The following is a 23,880-nucleotide window of genomic DNA, read 5'->3' as shown; positions in this document are numbered from 1 at the left end:
TTCTTTTTTCTTCCGTGTTGTACGGATCTTCAGGCCTATTTCTTCCGAGTTGTACAACTCGGTTTCAGGGCTTAATGGGCGAAACTTCCCCCTCGGATCGAGCGCAGAAATCGGGTAAAGGGCGTCAACCAAACCCAGCGCCCAAGCTGGCCAGAGGAGAATCGAGCGTGAAGATCATCATCGCAGTTTTGGCCACCTGCATGGCCCTTGCCGGATGCGCCATGGCACCAAACACCGGGCCCGATGATGTGGACCAGTTGGCACAAGCGATCCAGCAGCTTGACCCCAAGGTTGACCCTGCCGAGGCGCGGCGTGCAGCCGAGATATCTTATGCCTATTCCAATCAACTGAAACAGGACTGGAACGTCACCGATCCAGCCATCATCCACAACGCAAAGGTCATCAACGGATTTCGCGAAAAAGGTCTGTGCAATGATTGGGCGCAGGCCATGACCACGCGTTTGAAGCAAGAGAACTTTCGCACTCTGGATTTGCACTGGGCCACGTCGCCTCCAACTGCGTTCCGGATCATCCACCATTCGGCTCTGATCAGCGCTAAGGGAGATTCAATGTATGAAGGCATCATCCTTGACCCGTGGCGCAACAGCGGGGTGCTTTATTGGGATCAGGTGCGCGAGGACACCAAATACAACTGGCGCCCCCGCCTTGAAGTGCGCGAAGAGTTAATCAGCGGTGTGAACCCCTACTGACAGGATATTGCGATGTTACGTATGGCCTTGTTCCTGCCCCTTTTAACCCTGTTCCAATGCGACAAGGATGAGACTGTCGCCGCCTATGGCGCAGCGGATCAGACATGGGCTTTGCAAGAGATCGACGGGCAGCCTTTTGAGGCCAGCGCCCTTTTGCGATTCCCCGAAGAGGGTCGGATTGAGGGCAATGCCCCGTGCAACACCTATTCAGGTACACTGAATGCACCCTACCCGTGGTTTGAGATCACCGATCTTGCCGCCACCCGCGCGGCTTGCGCCGGGCTTGAAGCCGAGGGGTTTTATTTCGCCGCACTGATGGCGATGACCCAGTCCGAGGTGTCCGGCGATGTGCTGATCCTGCGCAATGAAGACGGGCACGAGATGGTGTTCAAAGCCGCCGAGTAAACTGCGCCACAAATCGCGCGCGTGCGTCCGGCAAAGGCGTATGACCCAGCGACGGAGCCAGATGGTTTTCCAGAAAATACCCGGTCGTGCGCAAGGCTTCAGCAATCTCGGTATCCGGAGCCGCGCCTTCGCCGCGCAGGCAGGGGGGCAAAGGCAGCAGCTTATCGGCCCAGTCCCCTGCCCCCGCCGCACTGACCGCGCGGCCGGTTTTCGGAGAGACATAGACCAACCCCTCGGTCGCCCCTGTCACTGCGCAGGCCGAAAGATCCAAGCCAAAGCCCAGCTCTTCCAGCAGCGCCAGTTCCCAGCGCAGATAGGCCAGTGGCCAGACCTCATCCTGACCCAGCAGGTCCATCAACTGTTCTGTTTGCTGATAGATCGCCGGATGAGGCTCGCGTTCGGGCAGGCAAAAGGACAGCAGCGCCACCACCGCATTTAATCCGGCGAGCGCCAGCCGCCCTGAAAACGCCGCTGCAGCGCGCGAACGCAGGGGTTCGACCTGAAAGGTGCCAAGATGTTCTTCGAGCCGCGCGCGCCAAAGCACGTCCAGTTGCGCGCCGGGTTGCAGGATCGGGGCGATCTTGCGGCTGGTGCCACCGCGCACAATTCCGGCGTGACGACCATGGGCTTCGGTAAAGACCTCGATGATCGCCGCTGTCTCACCATGACGGCGAGAAGTCAGAAGAATGCCGTGATCACGCCAGTCCAAGTTTGGCCTCGTCAGGTCACCAGATATATACGCAGGAAATCCTATGGCCGTTGCAGGTTCAAGATGGAAACGCGTTAGGTTGACCCTGTGGAACACCAAAAACACGTTGCGTGACATCTGTTCACGCAATAGTGTTCACTTTATGTTCTGCGCGGAGGAATTTAAGAAATGTCACTTAACTATGTCATGATCGGTTCAAATGATGTCGTCAAAGCGCGAAGCTTTTACGATGCGGTTGTGCCCAAAATCGGCGGCAAGGTTATTGCTGAATATATGCCCCACGCTGTTTGTTACGAGCTGCGGGGCGGTGGGTCCATGTGGGTCGCGACGCCCTTTGACAAAGAGGCCGCGACGGTTGGAAACGGCAACATGGTTGGCTTGCTTTGCGAAAGTGAAGCGGAAGTTCGCGAGGTGCATGCCGAGGCTCTTGCCAATGGCGGAACAAATGAAGGTGATCCCGGAGATCGACCTCAATATGGCCCGAACTTCTATGGCGCTTATGCGCGCGATCCTGATGGCAACAAGATGAGCTTTGTCTATTTTAGCGATGCAGGCTGATCGCGCGCCCTAGAACGTCATACCTGCGTGAATCAGAATGCCGATAACCATCAGCAGGTTCAGCACCATTGAGATACCGTTGCCCACATAGATGGGCAACTTGCCCACCACCAGCCCATAGGCGAACCACAAAAACGACAGCCCAGCATACAGAGACCAGGACAGCAGCGACTGTCCGGTCGCATGTTCGGAGTGGGTGAAATAAAGCTTGATCAGTTGTGGAAGCGTGGCGAAGGGGCCAACGACGCCGATGAAGACCATGAACCCCTCGAACCGCTGCATCCAGTGACCGAGATTTGAGTTTTCCAGTTTCTGGGCAAGCGTTTCAGCCACTCAACCCCCTCCTGTTCCTGCGGCCCCCGGAAGATTGGGCCGTTTCATTCAGCCGGTTGCAAAGCAAAATAGTCGCTTTGCGCCGCACGTCCAAGATCATTTGGCGCGGGTTAGTCCAGACCTTCTTCACCCAGCAGGTGCCTGCCTTGGCGGTCTTCCACTTCGATCACCCAAAGGTCGGGGTCAAAACTGCGTTGGCGGGTGATGGCGGCATCTACGTCTGCCTCTTCGCCGGATGAGAGCTCTACCCATTTGCGCTCGCCGCTCATCAAATCAAAACTGCGCTGAAAGGCTGCGGCCCGCCCGTTGAGTGTGTTGAGTTTGATAAGCACCGCCCCTGCGGTGTCATCCCCATGCGCTACAACAAAAGCCGGTATTTCCTGAAACCGCAGCCGCGCCAGATAGGCATGCACCCAGAATTCAGCCGTCAGCCGGGTCATTGTTCTGACCTTTCCGTAGGGGTTGAGAATTTTCGACGAAAATTCTTGGCCCGGGTCATGCGTTGCCGTCTTTGAAATCCAGACCCATTTCCGAGTAGCGCTCGGACTCCTCCAGCCAGTTGGGCCGGACTTTCACCTGCAAGAACAGGTGAATCTTGCGGTCCAAAAACTCTTCCAGCTCGGCACGCGCCGCTTGACTGACGGCCTTTATGGTCTCACCACGTTTGCCCAGCACAATCCCTTTGTGGCCATCACGCATGACATAGATGACCTGATCGATCTTGGCCGAGCCGTCCTTGCGCTCTTCCCAGTTCTCGGTCTCGACGGTCAGCTGGTAGGGCAGTTCCTGATGCAGGCGCAGGGTCAGTTTCTCGCGCGTCATCTCAGCCGCGATCATGCGCAGAGGCAGATCCGCAATCTGGTCTTCTGGATAGAGCCACGGGCCCTCAGGCAGTTCCGAGGCCAGCCATTTGCGCAGGTCGTCGACACCGTGGCCTTTTTCGGCCGAGATCATGAAGGTCTCGGCAAAGGGATAACGCGCATTCAGGTCACTGGTCAGCGCCAGCAGCTTTTCCGAGGGCACCTTGTCGATCTTGTTGATCGCAAGTGCGATGGTGCGGCCCTGTCCGATCTCTTCCAGGCCTTCGAGGATGCGTTCGACACCTTCGGTGATACCGCGATGCGCCTCGATCATCAGCACGACCACATCCGCATCTGCAGCCCCGCCCCAAGCGGCGGCTACCATGGCACGGTCCAGACGGCGGCGCGGTTTGAAGAGGCCCGGCGTGTCCACAAAGACCAGTTGCGCATCGCCCTCCATCGCCACGCCACGGATACGAGCACGGGTGGTTTGCACCTTATGCGTCACGATCGAGACCTTGGCTCCGACCATGCGGTTCAGAAGGGTGGATTTGCCTGCGTTGGGCTCTCCGATCAGGGCGATAAATCCGGCGCGTGTGCTCATGTGTCCTGCGATCCTGTTTGCAAGTGCGCACCCCTATAGCAGAATGCGCGGACGGGCCAGAGGGATTTGTCGCATTGCGGATATCAGTGAGCGAAGGCCAGTCTGCGGCCCATAGGGCGACGCTGCCCGGTCGGCCGGTGCAGGCATTGGCCGGGCTTGATCGCGCGATCAGGTTGTAGTGTTCAACGCCAGAACTTGGTTCGGATAGGCTTGGTCCCCGATCCGAAAATCTGTGACTCCGACCTGCCGGAACCCTTTGGCTAGATAGAAGTCGATTGCGGGCGTGTTCTCGGAATTGGTTGTCAGCCAAATCGACGGGCGCCCTTTTTCTCGCATGTGGTCAATCGCGATGTCGAGCAGCGCTGAGCCGATGCCTTTACCTTGATGGCGGTGCTGGACATAGAACGTCACGATTTCTAGGTCAGAAAGCCCGTCCACAGGTGCGATGCGATTTTCCGCAAGCCGAATATATCCGTCGATCCCGTCTTCGTTTTCGGAAACCATCAAGAGGTCTTGGCCGTCCTCCAATATGGCTTCGAACCGGGCGGTCGTGAACTCGGACAGTGCGAACTCGGCAAAGAAGGCGTTCACACCACGCTTTAGATATGTTCCGATCCAGACCTCAATCGACAAGGCGGCGAGGCTGGCGGCATCGGATTTCTGGGCGGGTCTGATCTTCATGATCTGGCCGCAAAACGGATCAAGACAACTGTTCCAACAACGCCTTTGCCGCTGCCTGTTCGGCCTGTCGCTTGGAGCCTGCGGTGGCCTGAGCTTCGGTACCATTCTGCAGACGAGCGGCGATCGTGAAGATCGGGGCATGGTCAGGGCCGGTGCGTTTGACCTCGACATAGCTGGGTGGTTTCTGGCCGCGGGCCTGTGCCCATTCCTGCAGGGCGGTTTTTGCATCGCGGGCGTCGGCCTCGACCTTGTGGATGCGATCGCCCCAGAGGGCGAGGATCACGTCTCGGGCAGCCTCGAACCCTGCGTCGCGGTAGATGGCCGCGATGACCGCCTCCATCGCGTCGCCCAGCAAGGCCTGCTTGCGACGACCTCCGGACAGCATCTCGGACCGGCCCAGTTTCAGCACCGCACCCAGATCAATCTGGCGGGCCACATCGGCGCAGGCTTCCTTGCGCACCAGCGCGTTGAAACGGGGGGCCAGTTGGCCTTCGGAAGCTTTCTTGTCGGCCTCAAGCAAAGCAGTGGCCATGACGAGGCCCAGGACGCGGTCGCCCAAAAATTCAAGACGCTGATTGTCGGGGCGCGTGGCAGAAGACACCGAGCCGTGGGTCAGCGCGCGCACCAGCAGTTCAGGGTCGGAAAACTCATACCCCAAGCGCTGCTGGAACGCCTTTATCTCAGCCGATAGCTTCAATTGACCGCCTTGAAGAAGCGGTCACCGCGCCATGTCCAGAAGAACAGCATCGAGCGACCTGCGGAGGAGAACATGATCCGGTCGGCGCGACCGATCAGGTTTTCGTAAGGTACATAGCCCACGCCACCAGCGGATTGCGGTAAGCGGCTGTCGGCCGAGTTGTCGCGGTTGTCGCCCATGAAGAAATAGTGGCCCTCGGGTACGGTATAGACCCCGGTATTGTCGGAGCCCTGATTGCCGATGTTCAGCACGTCGTAGGACACGCCATTTGGCAGGGTCTCGATCAGGCGGTTCTTTTCGCAAACACCGCCGATCCCGACGGGACCGTTGGAACAGCGCGGGCGCAGGCCTTGTGGGCCCTGCGGTTCAGCAACTTCGGTGAACACACCGTCGGGTTGCTGCGGCACAGGAGTGTCGTTGAGGATGATTTGACCTTCACGAATCTGGATACGATCACCCGGCAGGCCGATCAGTCGCTTGATATAGTCGCGCCCTGTCACCGGATGGCGGAAGACGATGACATCGCCGCGCTCGGGATCGCCACCCAGCAGACGGGAGTCGTCATCACCCTGCATCCAACCGCACACATCCTCGGCATCGATATTCAGGCCGATGCTGGGGATGATCAGGCTAGGGCAGGACGCGTAGGAATAGCCATAGGCCATCTTATTGACGAAGAGGAAATCACCGATCAGCAGCGTCTGCTTCATGGAGCCTGAGGGAATCCAGAACGGCTGAAAGAAAAGCGTGCGGAAAACGCCCGCGATCAGCAGGGCATAGACGATGGTTTTGATCGTCTCCCAGACGGCGTTTCCGGATTTGGCTTCCTCGGCCATACTGCTCTCTCCAGTCTATGCGTGGTTGGGGTGCTACATGCGTGTCGGGTGGAGGCAAGTCAAGGCTGCGCGGGCGCTTCTTTCAGCGGACGGGCCTCGATCACCACAAAGGCCTGCGCCCAGGGATGATCATCGGTCAGGGTGACGTGAATGATCGCCTCGTGGCATTCGGGAGTCATTTCTTTCAGACGCTTTGCGGCCCAGCCGGTGACATGCATAACGGGCTGGCCGGTGCGCAGGTTGGTCACCGCCATGTCTTTCCACGCGATCCCCATCCGCAGACCGGTGCCTAACGCCTTCGAGCACGCCTCTTTCGCGGCCCAGCGTTTGGCGTAGGTGCCCGCAGTATCGGCGCGACGCTCAGCCTTGAGCTGTTCGGTTTCAGTGAAGACACGGTTACGGAAGCGGTCGCCGAACCGGTCGAGCGTGCCCTGAATGCGATCAATATTTGCGAGGTCGGTGCCGATGCCGAGGATCATGTCAGACCTCCAACACAACGGCCCCGAGCTTTTGCCCCGCCTCGACCATTGCGTGTGCATTTGCCGCATCCATCAGCCCTCCGCCAGGGACGACGGCGTGGGACAGTGCGCCTTGTTCCAGCCACTGGCCCAACTGCGCCTCGCCACGACGGCGGGCAGCGGCGTCGAGTTGGTAGACGATCAGCATATGCAGGCGGATGTTCTTGAACATGAAGCCATAGAAATCCAGTTCGGGCTTCATTTGCGAAGCCGAGGCATAGCTGGCGATAGTGCCACCGGGGCGGATCATAGAAAGGGAAGCGGGTTGGTTGGCGGCGAAATCAACCTCGACAATGCGGTCTATGCCTGCGCCGTTGGTCATGTCCATCGCCGCCTCGGCCACGTCTTGCGTGCGGTAGTTGATCCATTCGGACGCGCCGGAATGGGCGGCTTTTTCATCTGAACTGACCGTTGTGATAACACGCGCGCCACCCAACGCGGCCATCTGGCAGGCGTAGCGCCCAACCGTTCCTGCACCACCGGTCACAAGCACAGTCTGGTCATTGATCGGTCCGTCACAATAGAGCGCATACCATGCAGTCAAGGCTGGGATACCAAAACACGCGCCCTCGGCGAAGCCGGTCGTATCTGGAAGGAATACGGCCTGTTCGGAGGGTAGCGCAATGTATTCGGCCCCAGTGCCAAAAGCGCGTTGCCATTGGCCGTTCCAGATCCAGACACGTTCGCCAACGCGCGCGGGATCGACCCCTTCGCCTACGGCCTCAATCACTCCGGCCCCGTCCGAGTGGGGAACAACCATCGGGTATTGCATCACAGCACCAGGGCGCGCGCCGCCGCGCAGCTTGACGTCTGAGGGGTTTATGCCGCTGGCGTGGACCCGGACAAGAACGTCGCCTGGGCCGGGGTTGGGCGTGGGCAGGTCGACCAACTCAAGGACATCCGCCGCCGCACCAAATCCGCGATAGGTGATTGCTTTCATGACAGTCCCTCGTCTCCTATTGGTCAGCTATTGGTCAGCCGCGTCGGGCGTTTCCAGATCGAACACCAAGACGCCCTCGGCCCCATCCACGCACAGCGCGACAAGCCGTGCGCCAAGTTGCTGGTGGGTTTCGTCACTGGCGTAGCGCTGTAGGTCGGCCTGAGCCGCGAAATCCAGCGTGAAGCCGTAGGGATAGCTTGGGGATTTTGCCTCAAAATCGCGGTTGGGGCCGTGGATGAAGCCACCGCAGCCAGACAAACGGTCTGCGACCACGCCCAGCCCATCCATCACAGCGGCAAGCTCTGCGGTTTCGTGATCAGGCTTGAGTCGCAGCATCACGCAATGGCGGATCATCCTTGCACCTCAGAGGTCATGACAGGCGCACCGTGAGAATCTTGTAGCTGGCCACGCCAAAGAAACCCGCGAAGGCAAAATCAAACCAGCGGCGGGCGCGGCGATAGGCGTTGACCATGCGCGCAGACGAAAACAAGAAGGCGTAGCCGATGAAGATCAGCAGTGAACCCGCATAGAGCATGGCGAAATAACCCAGCAGCATAGCAAGGCTGGCGTCATTTGGCGCAACGATGGCGTAGATCGAGCCCCAGCTGAGGATCGCCTTGGGGTTGGTCAGGTGGATCGCCGCACCCTTGGCAAATATCGTACCCAATGAGCCGGTGACCGGATTGCCCAGCGCGACCTCATCCGAAGTCAGCGCGCGGCGCAGCGCCTTGAGCGCCAGCCAGCCCAGATAAGCGACGCCGATATAGCGGATCACCTCGAACACCCAGACATTGGCCAGCATGATCGCCGACAGCCCCAGTGCGGCGGCGATGCCCCACGCGGCGGACCCAGCGCAGATGCCCAGCGCAAAGGCCAGACCGGCGGTGCGGCCTTCGTTCATGGCGGTTCCGGCGATGCCCATGGTGGCAGGGCCCGGAGAGCCCCCGGCCATGAGCCATGCAAACCAGATCGCCACAAAGCCGGGTGTGATCATGCTCGCGCCTCGTCCATCAGGCGGCGCATTTCGTGAACCGCAGGGGTGAGGCCCCGGAATATCGCCTCGCCGATCAGGAAGTGGCCGATGTTCAGCTCTCGCACTTCAGGGAAGGCCGCCACCGGTTGCACGGTGTCGTAAGTCAGCCCGTGACCCGCATGAACTTCAAGACCCAGCGAATGGGCATAGGCGGACATCTCGCGCAGGGCTTCCAGTTCGCGCGCGGCGTCGTCCAGTTTGCCTTCGGCGTGGAAATCGCAGTAGGCACCGGTGTGCAGTTCGATCACCTCGGCCCCGATGCGGTGGGCGGCGTCGATCTGGCGCTGGTCGGCGGCGATGAAGATCGACACGCGGCAGCCCACATCGCGCAAGGGCGCAATGAAATGGGCCAGCTTATTTTCCTCGCGCGCGACTTCTAACCCCCCTTCGGTTGTGCGTTCCTCGCGCTTTTCGGGAACGATGCAGACGGCGTGTGGCTTGTGGCGCAGGGCGATTTTCTGCATCTCGTCCGTTGCGGCCATCTCGAAGTTCAGCGGCACCGACAGGATCTCCATCAACCCGTCGATATCGGCGTCCGAGATGTGGCGGCGATCTTCGCGCAGATGTGCTGTGATGCCGTCGGCCCCGGCCTCTTCCGCGATCCGGGCGGCGCGCAGTGGGTCGGGATAGGCCCCGCCGCGCGCATTCCGCACGGTGGCTACGTGGTCGATATTCACGCCCAGACGCAAACGGTTGTCAGACATCTTTCGAATCCTTCATTGTCCCTGAGGTCGAGCCTAGTGGTTTTGTCGGGGGAACGTCAGCCTCTGCCTGAGCAAGGCGTTTGATTTGTTCAAACTTCGCTTTGATTCTGGCGCGGCGGCGTTGCTGATAAGTACGGATAAGCGGCAGGCTAAGATAGGCGCAGATCACTCCGGCCACGATGCCTGGAATGACCCCGCCGATCATATAAGGAAAGAACACATCGTCATAGAACCGGCTAAGCCCGTGCCAGTCCGCCTCGCGATGGGTGAACATGGCGATGCAATTGTCCTTGAGATCGCCCATCGCATCCGCAAATTTCCCCATCAACCCATCGGTATCGTCTTTGCGGAACTTGGTCCCCAGCAGGAAATGCCCGGTTTGCAGGCTGATGACCGCGATTGGCACGTAGGTCAGGGGATTGCCAAAGAACGTGCCGCTGAGCGCGGCAAGAATGTTGCCGTTCAGCAGGCGCGCCAGCACGGCGGCGACCAGGAAATGCAAGCCATAGAAAGGCGTGAACGAGGCAAACACCCCTGCCCCGATGCCACGCGCGATGCGTTCCGGGCTGTCAGGCAGGCGCCGAACCCGATGTTTGACATAGTGAAAGGCACGGGTCCATCCGCCGCGCGGATAGACGAACTCTGACGCGACTTGGACAGGCGAGCGGCGATCTCGGCGCTTGAAAACCACTCGTGATCACCCCTTCTCAGCCAGCCGCAACGGCGGGTTTCGCACTTTCCCGGTACCGTTCGACCGCAGCAACGTCGCTTTCAGCCTCGAGCATCAGCATCAGCGAATGCAACTGTTCAAGATCGCGAAGTTCGACATTGATCATCAGCCGATAAAAATCCGGTTTGCGGTCGACAAATTCGAGGTTCGAGATATTGGCCTTTTTCTCGCCGATCAATGTGCAAATACGCCCCAGCACCCCGGCATCATTGCCGATGGTCAAATCCAGCGTCGCGCCATAGACGGCGGGGTGGGTGCCGGAATGCCAGTGCAGATCAACCCAGCGCTCGGGTTCATTTTCAAACTCGGTCAGGCGATCGCAGTCGATGGCGTGCACGACAACACCCTTGCCGCGATATGTAATTCCGACGATGCGCTCGCCTGGCAGTGGCTGGCAACAGGGGGCACGATCGAATTTCTGGCCCGGTTCAAGCCCGATCACAGCACGGCGGGGCGAGATCGCGTCGCCATCATCCTTGGTGAGTTCGGGGTATACGGCTTCGACCACCTCATGGGCGGTCAACTCGGCACTGCCCAGACGGGCCAGCAACTCGTCCCGATCTTTTAAACGCAGGTGTTTTGCAGCGGTTTCCAGCGCCTTGTCGGTGGCTTTGCGGCCCAGGTTTTCGAACCCGGCGCGGGCCAGTTCCTTACCCAACTTGATGAAGCGTTCCCGGTCGACCTCGCGCAACGCGCGGCGGATCGAGGTGCGGGCTTTGCCGGTGACTGCGATCTCAAGCCACGTGACCTGCGGGCTCTGGCCATCGGCGGTGATGATGTCCACCGACTGCCCGTTCTTGAGCCGGGTCCAAAGCGGCACACGAATGCCATCAACCTTGGCCCCCACGCAGGCATGACCAATGCGGGTGTGGATTGCGTAAGCAAAATCAATCGGCGTCGCCCCACGCGGCAGTTTCACCACATCGCCCTTGGGGGTGAAGCAGAACACCTGGTCCGAATACATCTCGAGCTTCACAGCTTCGAGGAAATCCTCATGATCATCCTCGCTGTCGAATTGCTCGGTCAGGTTTGCGATCCACTTTGCCGGGTCGACCGCAAAGGGGTTTTCGGACCGCACACCGTCGCGATAGGACCAGTGCGCTGCAACGCCGGTTTCGGCCACATCGTGCATCTGGCGGGTGCGGATCTGGACCTCGACCCGTTTGCCGTCGCGCCCCGAAACTGTTGTGTGGATCGAGCGATAACCGTTCGATTTCGGTTGGCTGATATAGTCCTTGAATCGCCCTGGCACCGCGCGCCAGCGCTGGTGGATGGCACCGAGTGTGCGATAGCAGTCTTCCTCGGTCTGGGTGATGATGCGGAACCCGTAGATATCGGACAAACGTGAGAAACCCTGATCCTTTTCCTGCATCTTACGCCAGATCGAATAGGGTTTCTTGGCACGGCCAAAGACTTCGGCTTCAATGCCCGCCTTTTCCAATTCGTGCCGCATGTCGCCGGTGATGCGATGGATCACGTCGCCGGTTTCGCGTTGCAGAGTGATAAAGCGGCGGATGATCGACTGGCGGCCTTCGGGGTTCAGGACGCGGAAGGCAAGGTCTTCAAGTTCCTCGCGCATCCATTGCATCCCCATCCGGCCCGCAAGCGGCGCGTAAATATCCATTGTCTCACGCGCTTTTTGCACCTGCTTTTCAGGGCGCATCGCCTTGATCGTGCGCATGTTGTGCAGACGGTCGGCGAGCTTGACCAGAATAACCCGAAGATCCTTGGACATGGCCATGAACAGCTTGCGGAAATTCTCGGCCTGTTTGGTCTCACGGCTGGACAGCTGCAGGTTGGTCAGCTTGGTGACGCCATCGACCAGCTTGGCGACCTCATCCCCGAACAGTTCGGTAACCTTGCCATAACTGGCTTTGGTGTCTTCGATCGTGTCGTGCAACAGGGCCGTTATAATGGTCGCATCATCCAGACGCTGTTCGGTCAGGATGGCGGCAACGGCAACGGGATGAGAGAAATAGGGCTCGCCGGAATGGCGGAACTGGCCTTCATGCATCTGTTGGCCAAATTCATAGGCCCTTTCGATGCGGTCGGCATTTGTCTTGGGATTGTAATTGCGGACCAGCGCAATCAGGTCTTCTTCTGAAATCATCCGGTCCGCACCTTTGTCGCTTGGGTTACCCCTGGCCCTGGGCCTCCATCAGAGCGCGCAGGAGCTTTTCTTCCGACATGTCGTCATCCGCAGGCTTGTCAGATTCCGCACCCATCAGCAGGGCCATCTGATCTTCTTCGGGCTCATCAACCTCGATCTGGGTCTGGTTGGCTTCAATCAGACGCTCGCGCAGCTCATCAGCGCTTTGGGTTTCGTCGGCGATTTCGCGTAGCGAGACGACAGGGTTCTTGTCGTTATCGCGGTCAACGGTGATCGGGCCACCAGCAGAAATCTCGCGCGCCCGGTGGGCTGCAAGCATCACCAGTTCGAACCGGTTCGGGACCTTGTCTACACAATCTTCGACCGTAACGCGGGCCATGGGGCGCTCTCCGTAAATGAATCCGTGGCAGGAAGGGGTTTATCTAAGCGCGAATCCCCGCCTTGACAAGCAAGAAATGCCGCAAATGCGAGGATCACAGAGGCTTGACCTCTGCCACCTCATCGGGCGGCAAGGCTGCAACCATCCGCGTCACTGTCCGGTCCAGAACGGGATGGCGCCAATCGGGGGCGACATCCACCATGGGGACAAGCACAAAAGCGCGGTCCTGCAAGCGCGGATGGGGCAGGATAAGGTGTTCCGGCGCAGATTTGGTCTGATCTTCGGGGGGAAGGGTCAGCCAGCGCTGGTATTCGGCGTCATCCGGCAGCACAAGTTCATCCCAACAGACCAGATCGAGGTCCAGAGTGCGCATGCCCCAACGCTGTTCACGGGCGCGCTCAAAATCATGTTCGATGCGGTGCAGCAGGTCCAGAACACCCTGTGGCGTGAGGTCCGATTCGATCAAAACCGCGGCGTTGACATAGTCCGGCCCTGCCCCTGCCGGAAAGCATGGGGTGGCAAAAAACCGGCTTATCTTGCGAATCACCAAGCCAGTCTCGGCCATCGCGATCAGCGACCGCTCAAGTGTCACCTTGGGCCCACAACCTCTCAGACTGAGATTTGCCCCTAGGGCAATGACCGCTTTTGACAAGGTTTTGTCCACTTCAGACCCCATATTCGGACCAGAGAATACTTGCGATAAAGCCTAAAACACCTATTTTAAGGACACCATTGCACTGACCTATTACTTTATCACTCACGGAGCTCACGGTGCGGTGGCTTATACCGGAAGGACCATTTTATGTTTTACAAGGACGAACGGCTAGCGCTGTTCATCGACGGCTCGAATCTTTATGCAGCCGCCAAAGCACTAGGGTTTGACATCGACTACAAGTTGCTGCGTCAGGAATTTATGCGCAGAGGCAAACTGCTTAGAGCTTTCTACTACACAGCGCTACTGGAAAATGACGAGTATTCCCCGATCCGGCCTCTGGTGGACTGGCTGCACTATAATGGCTTCACCATGGTCACCAAACCGGCCAAGGAATACACCGACAGCATGGGGCGTCGGAAGGTCAAGGGAAACATGGATATCGAGCTTACCGTCGATGCCATGGAACTGGCACCACGCGTTGATCATATCGTACTGTTTTCGGGCGATGGGGATTTCCGCCCGCTGATCGCAAGCCTGCAACGGCAGGGCGTACGTGTTTCCGTTGTTTCGACCATCCGTAGCCAGCCGCCGATGATTTCGGACGAACTGCGCCGCCAGGCCGATAACTTCATCGAGTTGGAGGATCTGCGCGACGTGATCGGCCGCCCTCCGCGCGAGATGCCGACTGAACCCCGCAGCGTCGCAGCTGCAGGCGGGCACTGACCCCACCAAACCCCACCACTCACCAATGGGGGTTGGCAAGAATATGCGCGGCCAGGGCCAGAAGCCCTGGCCGCGCGACTTTAAAGGTATAGGTGCTGAAAACACCCTTGTGCTAACAGCGATTCATGTCAGTGAAATGACGCAGTGCTGTCTGGACCATGGCAATGAAAAGACCTAGGTGTTCGGTCCAGGAGATCGCCGAATGACAAAGCCGCCGCTGACATTATATCTGGCCGCCCCGCGCGGGTTCTGCGCCGGTGTGGACCGTGCCATCAAGATTGTGGAAATGGCCCTTCAAAAATGGGGGGCGCCTGTCTATGTGCGCCATGAGATTGTTCACAACAAATTCGTCGTCGACGGTCTGCGCGCCAAGGGTGCCGTGTTTGTCGAGGAGCTGGACGAATGCCCTGATGATCGCCCCGTGATCTTCTCGGCCCACGGTGTGCCAAAATCGGTGCCCGCCACAGCAGCCCAGCGCGAGATGATATATATCGACGCCACCTGCCCGCTTGTATCCAAGGTGCATGTCGAAGCGCAGCGCCACGCGGATGCCGGGCTGCAGATGATCATGATTGGTCACAAGGGCCATCCCGAAACAATCGGCACCATGGGACAGCTGCCCGATGGCGAGGTACTGCTGGTTGAAACGGTAGAAGATGTGGCGCAGGTCGCTGTGCGTAACCCCGAAAAGCTGGCCTTTGTCACCCAGACAACCCTATCGGTGGATGACACCAAGGACATTATTGCCGCGCTTGAGGCCCGCTTCCCCGCCATCGTCGGGCCGCACAAGGAAGACATTTGTTATGCCACCACCAACCGGCAGGAAGCGGTGAAAGCCGTCGCTCCGAAAGCCGATGCCTTGCTGGTGGTGGGTGCGCCGAACTCATCGAATTCACGTCGTCTGGTCGAGGTCGCCTCGCGCGCCGGATGCAGTTATGCGCAGCTGGTGCAGCGCGCGACCGAGATCGACTGGCGTGCGCTGGAAGGAATTTCCAGCATTGCGGTTAGCGCCGGGGCATCCGCGCCCGAGGTGCTGGTGAGCGAGGTGATCGATGCATTCCGCGACCACTACGATGTCACCGTCGAGCTGGTCGAAACCGCTGTTGAGAATGTCGAGTTCAAAGTTCCCCGCGTATTGCGGGAACCAGCATGAGCGGCATCCCCCGCGCGCCGTTATTCCTTGGTTTGGCTGGGCTGATCCCGTTTGTCTGGGGCGCGCTGACTTATCTGAACGGTGATTTGAACGATTGGGGTCGGCAGACGCTGGGGTCGCGCTTCGTGGGGCCGTATATTCAGCTATTCTATGGCGCGGTGATCCTGAGTTTCATGTCGGGCGTGCTGTGGGGCTTCGCCACCAAAACCTCAGGCAGCAAAGCTGCGGCCTGTTACACTTTGTCGGTGTTGCCTGCACTTTGGGCATTTTTCACGACCGGCGGCGGTCCGGTGAATGCGGGCACCAACCTGATGTATGGGTTTGCGGGCTTGCTTTTGCTGGACGCCATGTTCTCATATTGGCGGTTGACCCCGGTCTGGTGGATGCGGCTGCGCGTCCTGCTAACCGCTGTCGTGCTGACCTGTCTTGCTGTGGGAATTTACCTGTGAGTGATGAACGGACTATCAAGGCCTACACGGATCGCGTTGCGGATTACCTAAGGATCCCCCTGCCCGCCGAGCAGCTAGAGGCGCGTCAGGCTTTTGTAGATGCGGTCCGCGAGGGTGGATATGTGCTGGATCTGGGCTCGGGTCCCGGATCAGACAGCGCGTTTTTGATGCGGCAAGGGCTGAAGGTACGGGCGCTGGATGCCACCCCTGCCTTTGTTGAACATGCGCGGAGCAACGGTGTTGACGCCCACCTTGGCACCTTCGATGACGTCACCGAGGTGGCAGAGTATGACGGCGTCTATGCCAGTTTCTGCCTGCTGCACGCCCCGCGCGCCGATTTCCCGCGTCATCTGAACGCGATCCACACCGCACTGAAGCCGGGCGGGCAGCTGTTTCTAGGAATGAAGCTGGGCACGGGCGAGCATCGCGATGATTTGGACCGTTACTATACCTATTATTCAGAGACCCAGATCAAGGACGCCCTGACCTCGGCAGGTTTCACCATTGATCGTACCATGCAGGGAATGGGGAAAGGTTTGGCCGGGTCTTACGACGGATTCATTCTGGTATTCGCTCATGCCTGATCTCTTTGCCTATACCGATGGTGCCTGTTCCGGAAATCCCGGCCCCGGCGGCTGGGGCGTACTGCTGCGCGCGATGGATGGCGAGACCATCCTGAAAGAACGCGAGCTGAGCGGAGGCGAAGCCGAGACAACCAACAACCGGATGGAACTGCTGGCTGCAATCAGTGCTTTGGAGACGCTGGAGCGGCCCTCGAAACTGACTATCGTCACCGACAGCGCTTATGTGAAGAACGGCGTTACGGGATGGATTTTCGGGTGGAAGCGGAACGGCTGGAAGACGTCGAACAAGAAGCCGGTCAAAAATGTCGATCTGTGGCAGCGGCTGGATGAGGCGCAAGAGCGGCATCAGGTGACATGGGAATGGGTCAAGGGTCATGCGGGCCATCCCGAAAATGAACGCGCGGATGAGTTGGCACGCGCCGGCATGGCCCCGTTCAAACCTAAGAAGGCGCAGGCGTGAGCGGGCTTGCCCTGCTGGATTACGCCTCGGTTTTGGTCTTTGCGCTGACCGGTGCGCTGGTGGCCAGCCGAGCGCAGCTTGATCTGGTCGGGTTTGCCGTCATCGCCTGTCTGACGGCAGTGGGCGGTGGTACCGTACGCGACTTGCTGCTGGACCGACATCCGATCTTCTGGGTCGGTCAGCCCGCCTATATCCTGATCGCTTGCGGCGCTGCGGTGCTGGTATTTTTTACCGCTCACCTAGTGGAAAGCCGGTATAATTGGCTGGTCTGGTTGGACAGTTTCGCCCTGTCCATCGCGGTCGCTGCTGGCACGGGTGCAGCGTTGTCACTGGATCAATCCGGTATCATCGTAGTGCTGATGGGGGTGACCACGGGCTGTTTGGGCGGCTTGATGCGTGACGTGGTGTGCAACGAGGTGCCGCTGGTACTGAAACAAGGTGAGCTTTACGTATCCTGCGCCTTTATCGGAGCCTTGACCGCTGTGTTTGCCACCCGCCTCGGGCTGGAAGGCCTGCTGGCATTGGGCTTATGTGCATTGATTTGCTGGGCGTTGCGCGCCGGATCTCTGCTGTTCGGTTGGCAGTTGCCGGTTTACAAGGCCCGACCGCCTCGGCAATAGGGTAGAAACGGACAAGAGATCGCGATGACCTACAGACTTTCGTTTCTGGCCACGGCACTGCTGCTAACGGCATGTGCAGAGCAATACGCCCCGGTCAGCTTCACGGCAGTGGGCAATCAGATCGTCGCGTCCGGAACGATCGACCATACAACGCTCAGCGCGTTTGAAGAAGTGATGGACGAGAACCCCGAGATTAAGACGCTGGTGCTGCAAAATATCGAAGGTTCGGTCGATGATGACTCGAATGTGGTCTTCAGTCGCGTAGTGCGTGAGGAAGGGTTCGACACGGTGGTTCCGTCAAACGGGCTGGTGGCCTCGGGCGGCACCGATTTGTTTCTAGCGGGTAACCGACGCGTGCTGGAACCCGGCGCCTGCGTGGGGGTCCACAGCTGGGGCGGCGGCGGCTATGTCGCTGCGGAGCTACCCGAAGATCACCCCGAGCATGACCGGTATTTGAACTATTTCGAAGATATCGGCGTCGATCCCGACTTCTACTGGTTCACGCTGGATGCAGCATCCGAGGAAGAGATGCACTGGATGACGGCGTCCGAGGCGAACCGGTTCGACATGACTACACGGTCCGCCCCTCGCCTTGGCACTGCCGCAATCTGCGACGAACGTTAGCGACTGAGCAGCCGCGCGCCGATTTCCTTGACGAATTTCGCCGCCACCATGGCGGTCATGCCATAGGGATCGCGATGCGGGTTCAGCTCGACAATGTCCGCGCCAATCAACTGGCCCTTGAACCGGTGGATCAGGTCGATCACCTCACGCGTGCTGAGGCCACCGGGTTCGTGATGCGACACCCCGGGGGCAAAGGCGGGGTCCAGCGCGTCAAGGTCCAGTGACAGATAGACCGGGCCGTCAAAGCTGATCTCAAGATCGGGGCTCCAGTTGCGCATGTCGATCACCTCGACCCCGAACTTGTCGGCCTGTTCCTGTTGGTGCTTGTTCATGGTGCGGATCCCGACCTGCACCAGACGGTTGATCTTGCCTGTCTCCATCACGCGGGCAAACGGGCAGCCATGGCCCAGCGGGCCGATCTGCTGACTGTCATAGAGGTCGGGATGTGAGTCGATATGCAGAATATTCAGCCCCTCATACCGGTCGGCATGCGCCTTGATCAGCGGAAAGGCCACCGAGTGATCACCGCCCAATGACAGCAGCCGTGCGCCGGTTTCAATCCGGGCGGCGGCCCCTGCCTCGATCCGGTCGATGGGTTCCTGCCCCATCATCTCGAACACATCCAGATCGCCGGTGTCTTTGAAACGGTCGGCTGCGCCCAGATCAGTGCCATCCTCGGCGGTCAGGTTGGCCGCGCCGGAATGCAACGCCTCGCGGATGCGACCCGGGGCAAACGCGGGGCCTTGCAGGAATGAGGAATGCAGGTCCAACGGCACACCCATCAGCGCGACGTCTCCGGCGGTCAGATCATGCGACATGAGAGGCCTTTCAACAAAGAATTGACGGGACATTGGTCGCAGATCACGGTCGGGTCAAGCGATCAGCGGCGGATATATGTCTGCCAGATCCAGATCACCAAGAGCGCCCCCAGAACGGCGCCGATAAACCCTGAGAGCCAGCCCATCACAGTGATGAGCGTGCGCAGTACCAAACCGCCCACCAAAGCGCCGACAATGCCGATCAGCATGGTGGTTGGAATATCGGCCTCGATCCGCATTAGGCGGGTGGCGAGGAAACCTGCAGCGGCTCCGACGATGATCAGGGCGATGATCGGCATATCATTTCCTCCAATGCGTGGGCACGATGATCAGCGCACCGATCGAGGACAGCACCGCGTCCAACCCCGGCGGGCCAAAGCTGATGCCGAACATGATGCGCACGAAATAGAACAGGAAAGCACCACCCACGCAGATGATGATCGACTGCAGATAGCCGTTATGGGTAAAGCCAGTCTGTTCAGACAGATAGCCTACGATCCCGGCAATCACGACCGTGCCCATCATGATCATGATCATATACGCCTACTCCGATGACAGGCGGGTCCCGGCCGGCATGGGCCATCCCCGCAGAAAAGTTTCCCTATCCTGCGCGCCCTTGCCTGCCCGTTGCAAGCGCAGCAACTCAACTGCGCCTTCGCCGCAAGCCACGCGCAGGTGGTCGTCCAGCACCTCGCCCGGAGTGCCCCGTCCTTCGGCCAGCCGCGAAGCCAGCAGTTTGATCCGGTGACCCTCGACCTCGGTCCATGCGCCGGGGAACGGGGAGAGACCGCGGATTTTTCTATCGACTTCGGACGCGGGGGCCGACCAATCGATCCGCGCCTCGGCTTTGTCGATCTTGGCGGCGTAGGTCACGCCCTCATCGGGCTGCGGGTCAGGTGTAAGGCTGTGCAGTTTGGCCAGAGCCTCAACGATCAGAGCCGCGCCCATATCCGACAGGCGGTCATGGAGTTGCGCGGTGGTTTCCTCGATGCCGATATCGGTGGCTTCGCGTAGCAGAACGGGGCCTGTATCCAGCCCGGCCTCCATCTGCATGATACAAACACCGGTTTGCACATCGCCTGCCATGACCGCGCGGTGTATTGGCGCGGCCCCACGCCAGCGCGGCAACAGGCTGGCGTGAATGTTCAGGCAGCCATGGGTTGGCGCGTCCAGAATAGGTTGTGGCAGGATCAGGCCATAGGCGACGACCACCGCGATATCGGCGTTCAGCGCGGCAAAGCTGGCCTGTTCTTCGGGCGATTTCAGCGAGTTGGGGTGGCGAACGTCTAAGCCCAGCGCCAAGGCACGCGCGTGCACCGGGGTTGGACGGTCTTTTTTACCGCGACCGGCGGGGCGTGGCGGTTGGCAATAGACGGCGGCGATTTCGTGTTCGGCACGGACCAGCGCATCCAGCACCGGCACCGAGAAATCTGGCGTTCCCATGAAGATGATACGCATCCGTCCCTCCCTAGGATGGGGTTTCACCCCATCTTCTGTGCTTTGCGCAGCAGCATGTCGCGTTTGACCTTGCTGAGCCGGTCGAAATACATCCGCCCGTTCAGGTGGTCGATCTGATGCTGCACGCTGGTGGCTTCGATGCCGACAAAATCACGGCGGTCGATCTGGCCCTGTTCGTTGAGAAATTTCACGGTCACTGCGCGCGGTCGCTTCACCTTGGCAGACACGCCGGGCAAGTTCGGGCTGGCCTCGTCATGTTCACGCAGCTCAACCGAGCTGTGCAGAATCTCGGGGTTGGCCAGTCGCACAGCTTTGCCCCGCTGGGTCGAGCCATCCACGACGGCCAGCCGCAGCATCACTCCGATCTGCGGCGCAGCGAGGCCAACGCCCGGCATCGCCTCCATCGTATCGATCATGTCATCCCAGATGGTGCGGATGTCGTCGGTGATCTCGGGGACGTCCTCGGCCTTGGTGCGCAGGCGCTTGTCGGGCCACGGCAGGCAGGTCCGCACCGTCATGTACGGGCCTTTTCGCGCTTGAGCTTCTGCATTTTGCGCGTGATCATCTGACGCTTGAGCGGTTTGAGATAGTCGATGAAGAGCTTACCGTTCAGATGGTCGATCTCATGCTGCACACAAGTCGCCCAGAGATCATCAAAGGTTTCCTGCTGCAGATTACCGTCACGGTCCAGCCAGGTGACATCAACCGTCTTCGGGCGCGTAACTTCGGCATATTGCTCAGGGATCGACAGGCAGCCTTCTTCGTAAACGTTGGTCTCGTCCGAGGAGGCGATGACCTCGGGGTTGAACATCACCAGTGGGCGTGGGGCCTCACCTTCTTCTTTGACGCAGTCCACCACGATCAGCCGGTCGAGCACACCGATCTGCGGCGCAGCAAGGCCAATGCCGGGCGCGTCATACATCGTCTCCAGCATGTCATCGGCCAGTTTGCGCAGATCGTCGGTGATGTCGGCCACCGGCGCGCAGACCTTTTTCAGGCGGGGATCGGGATGGATCAGGATATTGCGTTTCATGGGGCTGATTTAGGCCATCGCGCCCGCCTCCGCAACGGCCCCCTTGCACCTTATGGATTTGTGGTTAGCTTTCGCCTCGACAGATGGAGATGACATGACTTTCAACGACCTGATCGACCGCCGGGGCACCAACTCTTCAAAATGGGATAAGATGGAGCAGCTTTACGGTGTCGCCCCCGAGGATGGGCTGGCCATGTGGACGGCTGATTCCGACTATGCCACGGCCCCTTGCGTGATCGAGGCGGTGCGGGAAGCGGCCGATCATGGCGCGTTTGGATATTCATGGATGCACCCGGATTATCTGAATGCAATCCAGTGGTGGATGAAGACACGCCACAACTGGGAGATCGACACCGATTGGATTCTGACCTCGCAAGGGTTGGGCAATGCGATTGCCCTGTGTCTGGATGTTTGGAGTGAACCGGGAGATGGCGTCGTGATCTTCACGCCCGTCTACCATGAGTTTGCCCATAAGGTGAACAAATCCGGCCGCCGCGTGGTGGAATGCCCGCTGGTACGCGATGGCGACAGCTATGGGCTTGATCTGGACGATGCGCAGTCGCGGTTGGACGGATCAGAAAAGCTGCTGCTGTGGTGCTCGCCGCAGAACCCGTCAGGTCGGGTCTGGACGCCGGATGAACTGCGCGCTGTGGCGGCGTTTGCAGAGCGCAACGGGCTGATCCTTGTGTCGGACGAGATTCACCATGATCTGGTTTATCCGGGCAATACCTTCGTACCGATGGATACGGCCGCCCCCGACGCGCGCCCGTGGACGGTGACACTGACCGCGGCGTCGAAAACATTCAACATCGCCGGTCAGCGTACCGGCAACATGATCATTCCCGACGCCAAGCTGCGGGCCGAGATGCGGCACCGGATCACAACGCTGGACTATGACCCCAGCGCGCTGGGGGTGGCGATGATTACCGCCGCCTATTCGCCGGAAGGTGCAAAATGGGTCGATGAACAAATTGCCCACCTGGACGCGAACCGGAAGCTGTTTGATGCTGCCATCGCCGAGATACCGGGCCTGTGGTCGATGCCTCTGCAGGCGACCTATCTGGCATGGGTCGATTTTTCGGGCACGGGTATGAGCCACGATGAGTTTGTCCGCCGCCTACGCGAAGATGCGCGGATCGCGACATCCTCTGGCCCCGGTTTTGGCACCGGTGGAGAAACCTTCGAGCGCTTCAATCTGGCCACCCAACGCGAGCGGGTTGAAGAGGCCTGTGCGCGATTGAAGGCAGCCTTTGGCGATTTACAATGAACCCCGTTCAAAAAAAACGGAGGCACGTCATGCCCAACCACCTTTTTACGCTTCCGGACATCCCAAGCATCCCGGTGCAGGGGGAACAGGCGACCTATCCGATCGGACGGATTTTTTGCGTGGGCCGCAACTATGCCGCCCACGCTGCCGAGATGGGGCATGAGGTGGATCGTCAGGCGCCGTTTTACTTCACCAAATCCGCGCCCAACGCGGTTTTAACCGGAGCGCATGTGCCGTATCCGGCAGGGACCGAGGATTATCATCATGAAATGGAACTGGCCGTTGCCATCGGCAAGCCGGTTTTTCAGGCCACGGCCGCGCAGGCCCAAGCCGCGATCTTTGGCTACGGCTGTGCCCTGGACATGACGCGCCGCGACCTGCAGATTCGTGAGCGCAACAAACAGCGTCCCTGGGATCTGGGCAAGGATGTGGAAAACGGCGCGGTCTTCGCTCCGCTGACCCGCGCCGATGACTGGAGCCCATCTGATGACAAGCGCATCTATCTGAGCGTCAATGAGCGGGTCGTACAAGACGCCACATTGTCAGAGTTGGTCTGGAAGATCGATGAACTGATCTCCCATCTATCGGGCTTCTACCATTTGCGCCCCGGCGATCTGATCCTGACCGGCACACCCGCCGGGGTCGGGCCTGTGGTCGCCGGAGACCGAATTGAAGGCGGCATCGATGGTTTGGCTCCTGTGCACCTGACCCTGACAGCCTCCGACTAAACCGTCCGGCCTGATCCCTGAGAATCTTGAGGCCCCATTGCCGCCCGAGCGCCGGTGGCGCGTCGGTGCCAAAGGTCAAACGGTGCGCGCGTCAGTCTCGGTTTTCAAGCAATGCGATCGGTGCATCCGGGGCGCGGTAGAAATCCAGCGGGGCCTTGTCGGCTGCCACGGTGCTGCGCTTGAACTCATAGCGCATCTCACCCACCGCTTCTTCATCTGCGATGATCAGGCACTGATACATGTGATTGGCACCGTCATAGATATCGACGAGCCCGCGCAGGCGTGGCGTGGTTTCGGCCTCGACGGTGAAACCATCCTTCCACAATGTCAAAATTTTGAAGCTATTGTCGCCAACCTCCACCCGCAAACGGCTGGATTTCTTGAGGGTAGCGATTCGGGCCGCATCCAATTCGGCGCGAATTTCCTTGGAAACATAGGTACTCATAATAAACTTCCCCCCTTAACACTCATTAGTCTGACGCGATTCCTGTAAAAATCCAGTGAACGGCGTCACATAAGTTTTGGCATTGCGGTTCTGGTGCCCAGACACCGCATCCCACC

General features: G+C 59.4%; 35 protein-coding genes. 12 read left to right on the top strand and 23 right to left on the bottom strand.

The features are described from left to right. Nucleotides 1–167: 167 nt before the first annotated feature. Together ACR0BI_RS19185 and ACR0BI_RS19180 are read left to right on the top strand one after the other, a co-directional pair. Entirely contained in the window at nt 168–710 is a 543-nt protein-coding gene (locus ACR0BI_RS19185) for a hypothetical protein (protein WP_170402284.1), read from the top strand. 12 nt (nt 711–722) lie between these two features. Further along, nucleotides 723–1,115, top strand: coding sequence for an META domain-containing protein (locus tag ACR0BI_RS19180; RefSeq protein WP_170425223.1), 393 nt, complete (start codon nt 723–725; stop codon nt 1,113–1,115). Here the strand turns inward: ACR0BI_RS19180 and recO are convergent. Continuing rightward, nucleotides 1,099–1,824, bottom strand: a complete 726-nt coding sequence (recO, locus tag ACR0BI_RS19175) for a DNA repair protein RecO (protein WP_170392605.1) — start codon at nt 1,822–1,824, stop codon at nt 1,099–1,101. The two genes, ACR0BI_RS19180 and recO, sit on opposite strands and share 17 nt — an antisense overlap. 168 nt (nt 1,825–1,992) lie before the next feature. Between recO and ACR0BI_RS19170 the strand changes: the two genes are divergently transcribed. Beyond that, nucleotides 1,993–2,382, top strand: coding sequence for a VOC family protein (locus ACR0BI_RS19170; protein ID WP_170402289.1), 390 nt, complete (start codon nt 1,993–1,995; stop codon nt 2,380–2,382). 9 nt (nt 2,383–2,391) lie between these two features. Here ACR0BI_RS19170 and ACR0BI_RS19165 read toward each other — a convergent pair whose 3' ends face one another. The 15 genes from ACR0BI_RS19165 to folK form a co-directional block, all read right to left on the bottom strand. Further along, nucleotides 2,392–2,715 carry a SemiSWEET transporter gene (locus ACR0BI_RS19165; protein WP_170392607.1) on the bottom strand — a complete coding sequence of 108 codons (324 nt, stop codon included), beginning with the start codon at nt 2,713–2,715 and terminating at the stop codon, nt 2,392–2,394. A gap of 110 nt (nt 2,716–2,825) precedes the next feature. Then, a complete protein-coding gene (locus ACR0BI_RS19160) occupies nt 2,826–3,155 on the bottom strand; it encodes a DUF1491 family protein (RefSeq protein WP_170402292.1) in 330 nt (109 codons plus the stop codon). Nucleotides 3,156–3,210: 55 nt separating this feature from the next. After that, nucleotides 3,211–4,119, bottom strand: coding sequence for a GTPase Era (gene era, locus ACR0BI_RS19155; protein ID WP_170392609.1), 909 nt, complete (start codon nt 4,117–4,119; stop codon nt 3,211–3,213). A 168-nt stretch (nt 4,120–4,287) separates the two neighbouring features. Next, a complete protein-coding gene (locus tag ACR0BI_RS19150; RefSeq protein WP_170736979.1) occupies nt 4,288–4,800 on the bottom strand; it encodes a GNAT family N-acetyltransferase in 513 nt (170 codons plus the stop codon). Nucleotides 4,801–4,819: 19 nt separating this feature from the next. Beyond that, a complete protein-coding gene (gene rnc, locus ACR0BI_RS19145; protein ID WP_170392611.1) occupies nt 4,820–5,497 on the bottom strand; it encodes a ribonuclease III in 678 nt (225 codons plus the stop codon). Further along, nucleotides 5,494–6,333, bottom strand: coding sequence for a signal peptidase I (gene lepB, locus ACR0BI_RS19140; RefSeq protein ID WP_480562505.1), 840 nt, complete (start codon nt 6,331–6,333; stop codon nt 5,494–5,496). The genes rnc and lepB overlap by 4 nt, the downstream gene beginning before the upstream one ends. 59 nt (nt 6,334–6,392) lie before the next feature. Beyond that, nucleotides 6,393–6,812, bottom strand: a complete 420-nt coding sequence (acpS, locus tag ACR0BI_RS19135) for a holo-ACP synthase (protein ID WP_480562506.1) — start codon at nt 6,810–6,812, stop codon at nt 6,393–6,395. A 1-nt stretch (nt 6,813) separates the two neighbouring features. Continuing rightward, nucleotides 6,814–7,791, bottom strand: a complete 978-nt coding sequence (locus ACR0BI_RS19130; RefSeq protein WP_480562507.1) for an NADPH:quinone reductase — start codon at nt 7,789–7,791, stop codon at nt 6,814–6,816. 27 nt (nt 7,792–7,818) lie between these two features. Beyond that, nucleotides 7,819–8,145, bottom strand: coding sequence for a Dabb family protein (locus ACR0BI_RS19125; RefSeq protein ID WP_480562508.1), 327 nt, complete (start codon nt 8,143–8,145; stop codon nt 7,819–7,821). Between the two features lie 16 nt (nt 8,146–8,161). Continuing rightward, on the bottom strand, nt 8,162–8,785 hold the full coding sequence (locus tag ACR0BI_RS19120; protein ID WP_170425202.1) for a LysE family translocator: 624 nt from the start codon (nt 8,783–8,785) through the stop codon (nt 8,162–8,164). Further along, nucleotides 8,782–9,528, bottom strand: a complete 747-nt coding sequence (locus ACR0BI_RS19115; RefSeq protein ID WP_170392617.1) for a pyridoxine 5'-phosphate synthase — start codon at nt 9,526–9,528, stop codon at nt 8,782–8,784. Before ACR0BI_RS19115 ends, ACR0BI_RS19120 begins: the two co-directional genes overlap by 4 nt. Continuing rightward, nucleotides 9,521–10,219, bottom strand: coding sequence for a DUF2062 domain-containing protein (locus ACR0BI_RS19110; protein ID WP_170392618.1), 699 nt, complete (start codon nt 10,217–10,219; stop codon nt 9,521–9,523). The genes ACR0BI_RS19115 and ACR0BI_RS19110 overlap by 8 nt, the downstream gene beginning before the upstream one ends. A gap of 16 nt (nt 10,220–10,235) precedes the next feature. Then, on the bottom strand, nt 10,236–12,368 hold the full coding sequence (locus tag ACR0BI_RS19105; RefSeq protein ID WP_170392619.1) for a RelA/SpoT family protein: 2,133 nt from the start codon (nt 12,366–12,368) through the stop codon (nt 10,236–10,238). Between the two features lie 25 nt (nt 12,369–12,393). Beyond that, nucleotides 12,394–12,747, bottom strand: coding sequence for a DNA-directed RNA polymerase subunit omega (rpoZ, locus tag ACR0BI_RS19100; protein WP_010437681.1), 354 nt, complete (start codon nt 12,745–12,747; stop codon nt 12,394–12,396). 94 nt (nt 12,748–12,841) lie between these two features. After that, nucleotides 12,842–13,423, bottom strand: coding sequence for a 2-amino-4-hydroxy-6-hydroxymethyldihydropteridine diphosphokinase (gene folK / locus ACR0BI_RS19095; RefSeq protein WP_480562509.1), 582 nt, complete (start codon nt 13,421–13,423; stop codon nt 12,842–12,844). Nucleotides 13,424–13,549: 126 nt separating this feature from the next. Here folK and ACR0BI_RS19090 point away from each other — a divergent pair, with 126 nt between their 5' ends. From ACR0BI_RS19090 to ACR0BI_RS19060, 7 genes are all read left to right on the top strand, one after another. Beyond that, a complete protein-coding gene (locus tag ACR0BI_RS19090; protein WP_039541714.1) occupies nt 13,550–14,125 on the top strand; it encodes a LabA-like NYN domain-containing protein in 576 nt (191 codons plus the stop codon). Between the two features lie 202 nt (nt 14,126–14,327). Then, nucleotides 14,328–15,278: a 4-hydroxy-3-methylbut-2-enyl diphosphate reductase gene (gene ispH / locus ACR0BI_RS19085; protein WP_480562510.1), complete on the top strand. Its 951-nt coding sequence runs from the start codon at nt 14,328–14,330 to the stop codon at nt 15,276–15,278. Continuing rightward, nucleotides 15,275–15,727 (top strand): DUF3429 domain-containing protein, encoded by a 453-nt coding sequence (locus ACR0BI_RS19080; protein ID WP_480562511.1) that lies wholly within the window; start codon nt 15,275–15,277, stop codon nt 15,725–15,727. The genes ispH and ACR0BI_RS19080 overlap by 4 nt, the downstream gene beginning before the upstream one ends. Continuing rightward, a complete protein-coding gene (locus tag ACR0BI_RS19075; protein ID WP_170565069.1) occupies nt 15,724–16,311 on the top strand; it encodes a class I SAM-dependent methyltransferase in 588 nt (195 codons plus the stop codon). Before ACR0BI_RS19080 ends, ACR0BI_RS19075 begins: the two co-directional genes overlap by 4 nt. Beyond that, nucleotides 16,304–16,771, top strand: coding sequence for a ribonuclease HI (gene rnhA / locus ACR0BI_RS19070; RefSeq protein WP_170402325.1), 468 nt, complete (start codon nt 16,304–16,306; stop codon nt 16,769–16,771). The genes ACR0BI_RS19075 and rnhA overlap by 8 nt, the downstream gene beginning before the upstream one ends. After that, nucleotides 16,768–17,391: a trimeric intracellular cation channel family protein gene (locus tag ACR0BI_RS19065; RefSeq protein WP_480562512.1), complete on the top strand. Its 624-nt coding sequence runs from the start codon at nt 16,768–16,770 to the stop codon at nt 17,389–17,391. The genes rnhA and ACR0BI_RS19065 overlap by 4 nt, the downstream gene beginning before the upstream one ends. A gap of 24 nt (nt 17,392–17,415) precedes the next feature. Further along, nucleotides 17,416–18,015 carry a COG3904 family protein gene (locus ACR0BI_RS19060; protein ID WP_170392626.1) on the top strand — a complete coding sequence of 200 codons (600 nt, stop codon included), beginning with the start codon at nt 17,416–17,418 and terminating at the stop codon, nt 18,013–18,015. Here the strand turns inward: ACR0BI_RS19060 and speB are convergent. The 6 genes from speB to def (ACR0BI_RS19030) all read right to left on the bottom strand — a co-directional run bounded on the left by speB (nt 18,012) and on the right by def (ACR0BI_RS19030) (nt 21,324). Continuing rightward, nucleotides 18,012–18,833 carry an agmatinase gene (gene speB, locus ACR0BI_RS19055; RefSeq protein WP_170392627.1) on the bottom strand — a complete coding sequence of 274 codons (822 nt, stop codon included), beginning with the start codon at nt 18,831–18,833 and terminating at the stop codon, nt 18,012–18,014. The genes ACR0BI_RS19060 and speB overlap by 4 nt on opposite strands. A 62-nt stretch (nt 18,834–18,895) precedes the next feature. Continuing rightward, entirely contained in the window at nt 18,896–19,132 is a 237-nt protein-coding gene (locus tag ACR0BI_RS19050; RefSeq protein ID WP_170392628.1) for a GlsB/YeaQ/YmgE family stress response membrane protein, read from the bottom strand. 1 nt (nt 19,133) lies between these two features. Beyond that, a complete protein-coding gene (locus tag ACR0BI_RS19045) occupies nt 19,134–19,370 on the bottom strand; it encodes a hypothetical protein (protein ID WP_170392629.1) in 237 nt (78 codons plus the stop codon). 6 nt (nt 19,371–19,376) lie between these two features. Then, entirely contained in the window at nt 19,377–20,291 is a 915-nt protein-coding gene (gene fmt / locus ACR0BI_RS19040; RefSeq protein WP_480562513.1) for a methionyl-tRNA formyltransferase, read from the bottom strand. A 23-nt stretch (nt 20,292–20,314) separates the two neighbouring features. Beyond that, the gene (gene def, locus ACR0BI_RS19035; protein ID WP_170513416.1) at nt 20,315–20,809 is read right to left on the bottom strand and encodes a peptide deformylase; all 495 of its coding nucleotides are present in this window, start codon (nt 20,807–20,809) and stop codon (nt 20,315–20,317) included. Then, the gene (gene def, locus ACR0BI_RS19030) at nt 20,806–21,324 is read right to left on the bottom strand and encodes a peptide deformylase (protein ID WP_170392632.1); all 519 of its coding nucleotides are present in this window, start codon (nt 21,322–21,324) and stop codon (nt 20,806–20,808) included. The genes def (ACR0BI_RS19035) and def (ACR0BI_RS19030) overlap by 4 nt, the downstream gene beginning before the upstream one ends. Before the next feature lie 94 nt (nt 21,325–21,418). Here def (ACR0BI_RS19030) and ACR0BI_RS19025 point away from each other — a divergent pair, with 94 nt between their 5' ends. Both ACR0BI_RS19025 and ACR0BI_RS19020 read left to right on the top strand, forming a co-directional pair. Next, on the top strand, nt 21,419–22,591 hold the full coding sequence (locus ACR0BI_RS19025) for a MalY/PatB family protein (protein WP_480562514.1): 1,173 nt from the start codon (nt 21,419–21,421) through the stop codon (nt 22,589–22,591). A 29-nt stretch (nt 22,592–22,620) separates the two neighbouring features. Further along, nucleotides 22,621–23,319 carry a fumarylacetoacetate hydrolase family protein gene (locus tag ACR0BI_RS19020; protein WP_170609756.1) on the top strand — a complete coding sequence of 233 codons (699 nt, stop codon included), beginning with the start codon at nt 22,621–22,623 and terminating at the stop codon, nt 23,317–23,319. Between the two features lie 91 nt (nt 23,320–23,410). On the opposite strand, the gene ACR0BI_RS19015 is transcribed toward ACR0BI_RS19020, so the two are convergent. After that, entirely contained in the window at nt 23,411–23,764 is a 354-nt protein-coding gene (locus ACR0BI_RS19015) for a hypothetical protein (protein ID WP_170513411.1), read from the bottom strand. Between the last annotated feature and the right edge of the window lie 116 nt (nt 23,765–23,880).

This window comes from Ruegeria sp. E5, from assembly GCF_056534105.1.
This window is presented reverse-complemented; position numbering and strand designations above follow the sequence as displayed.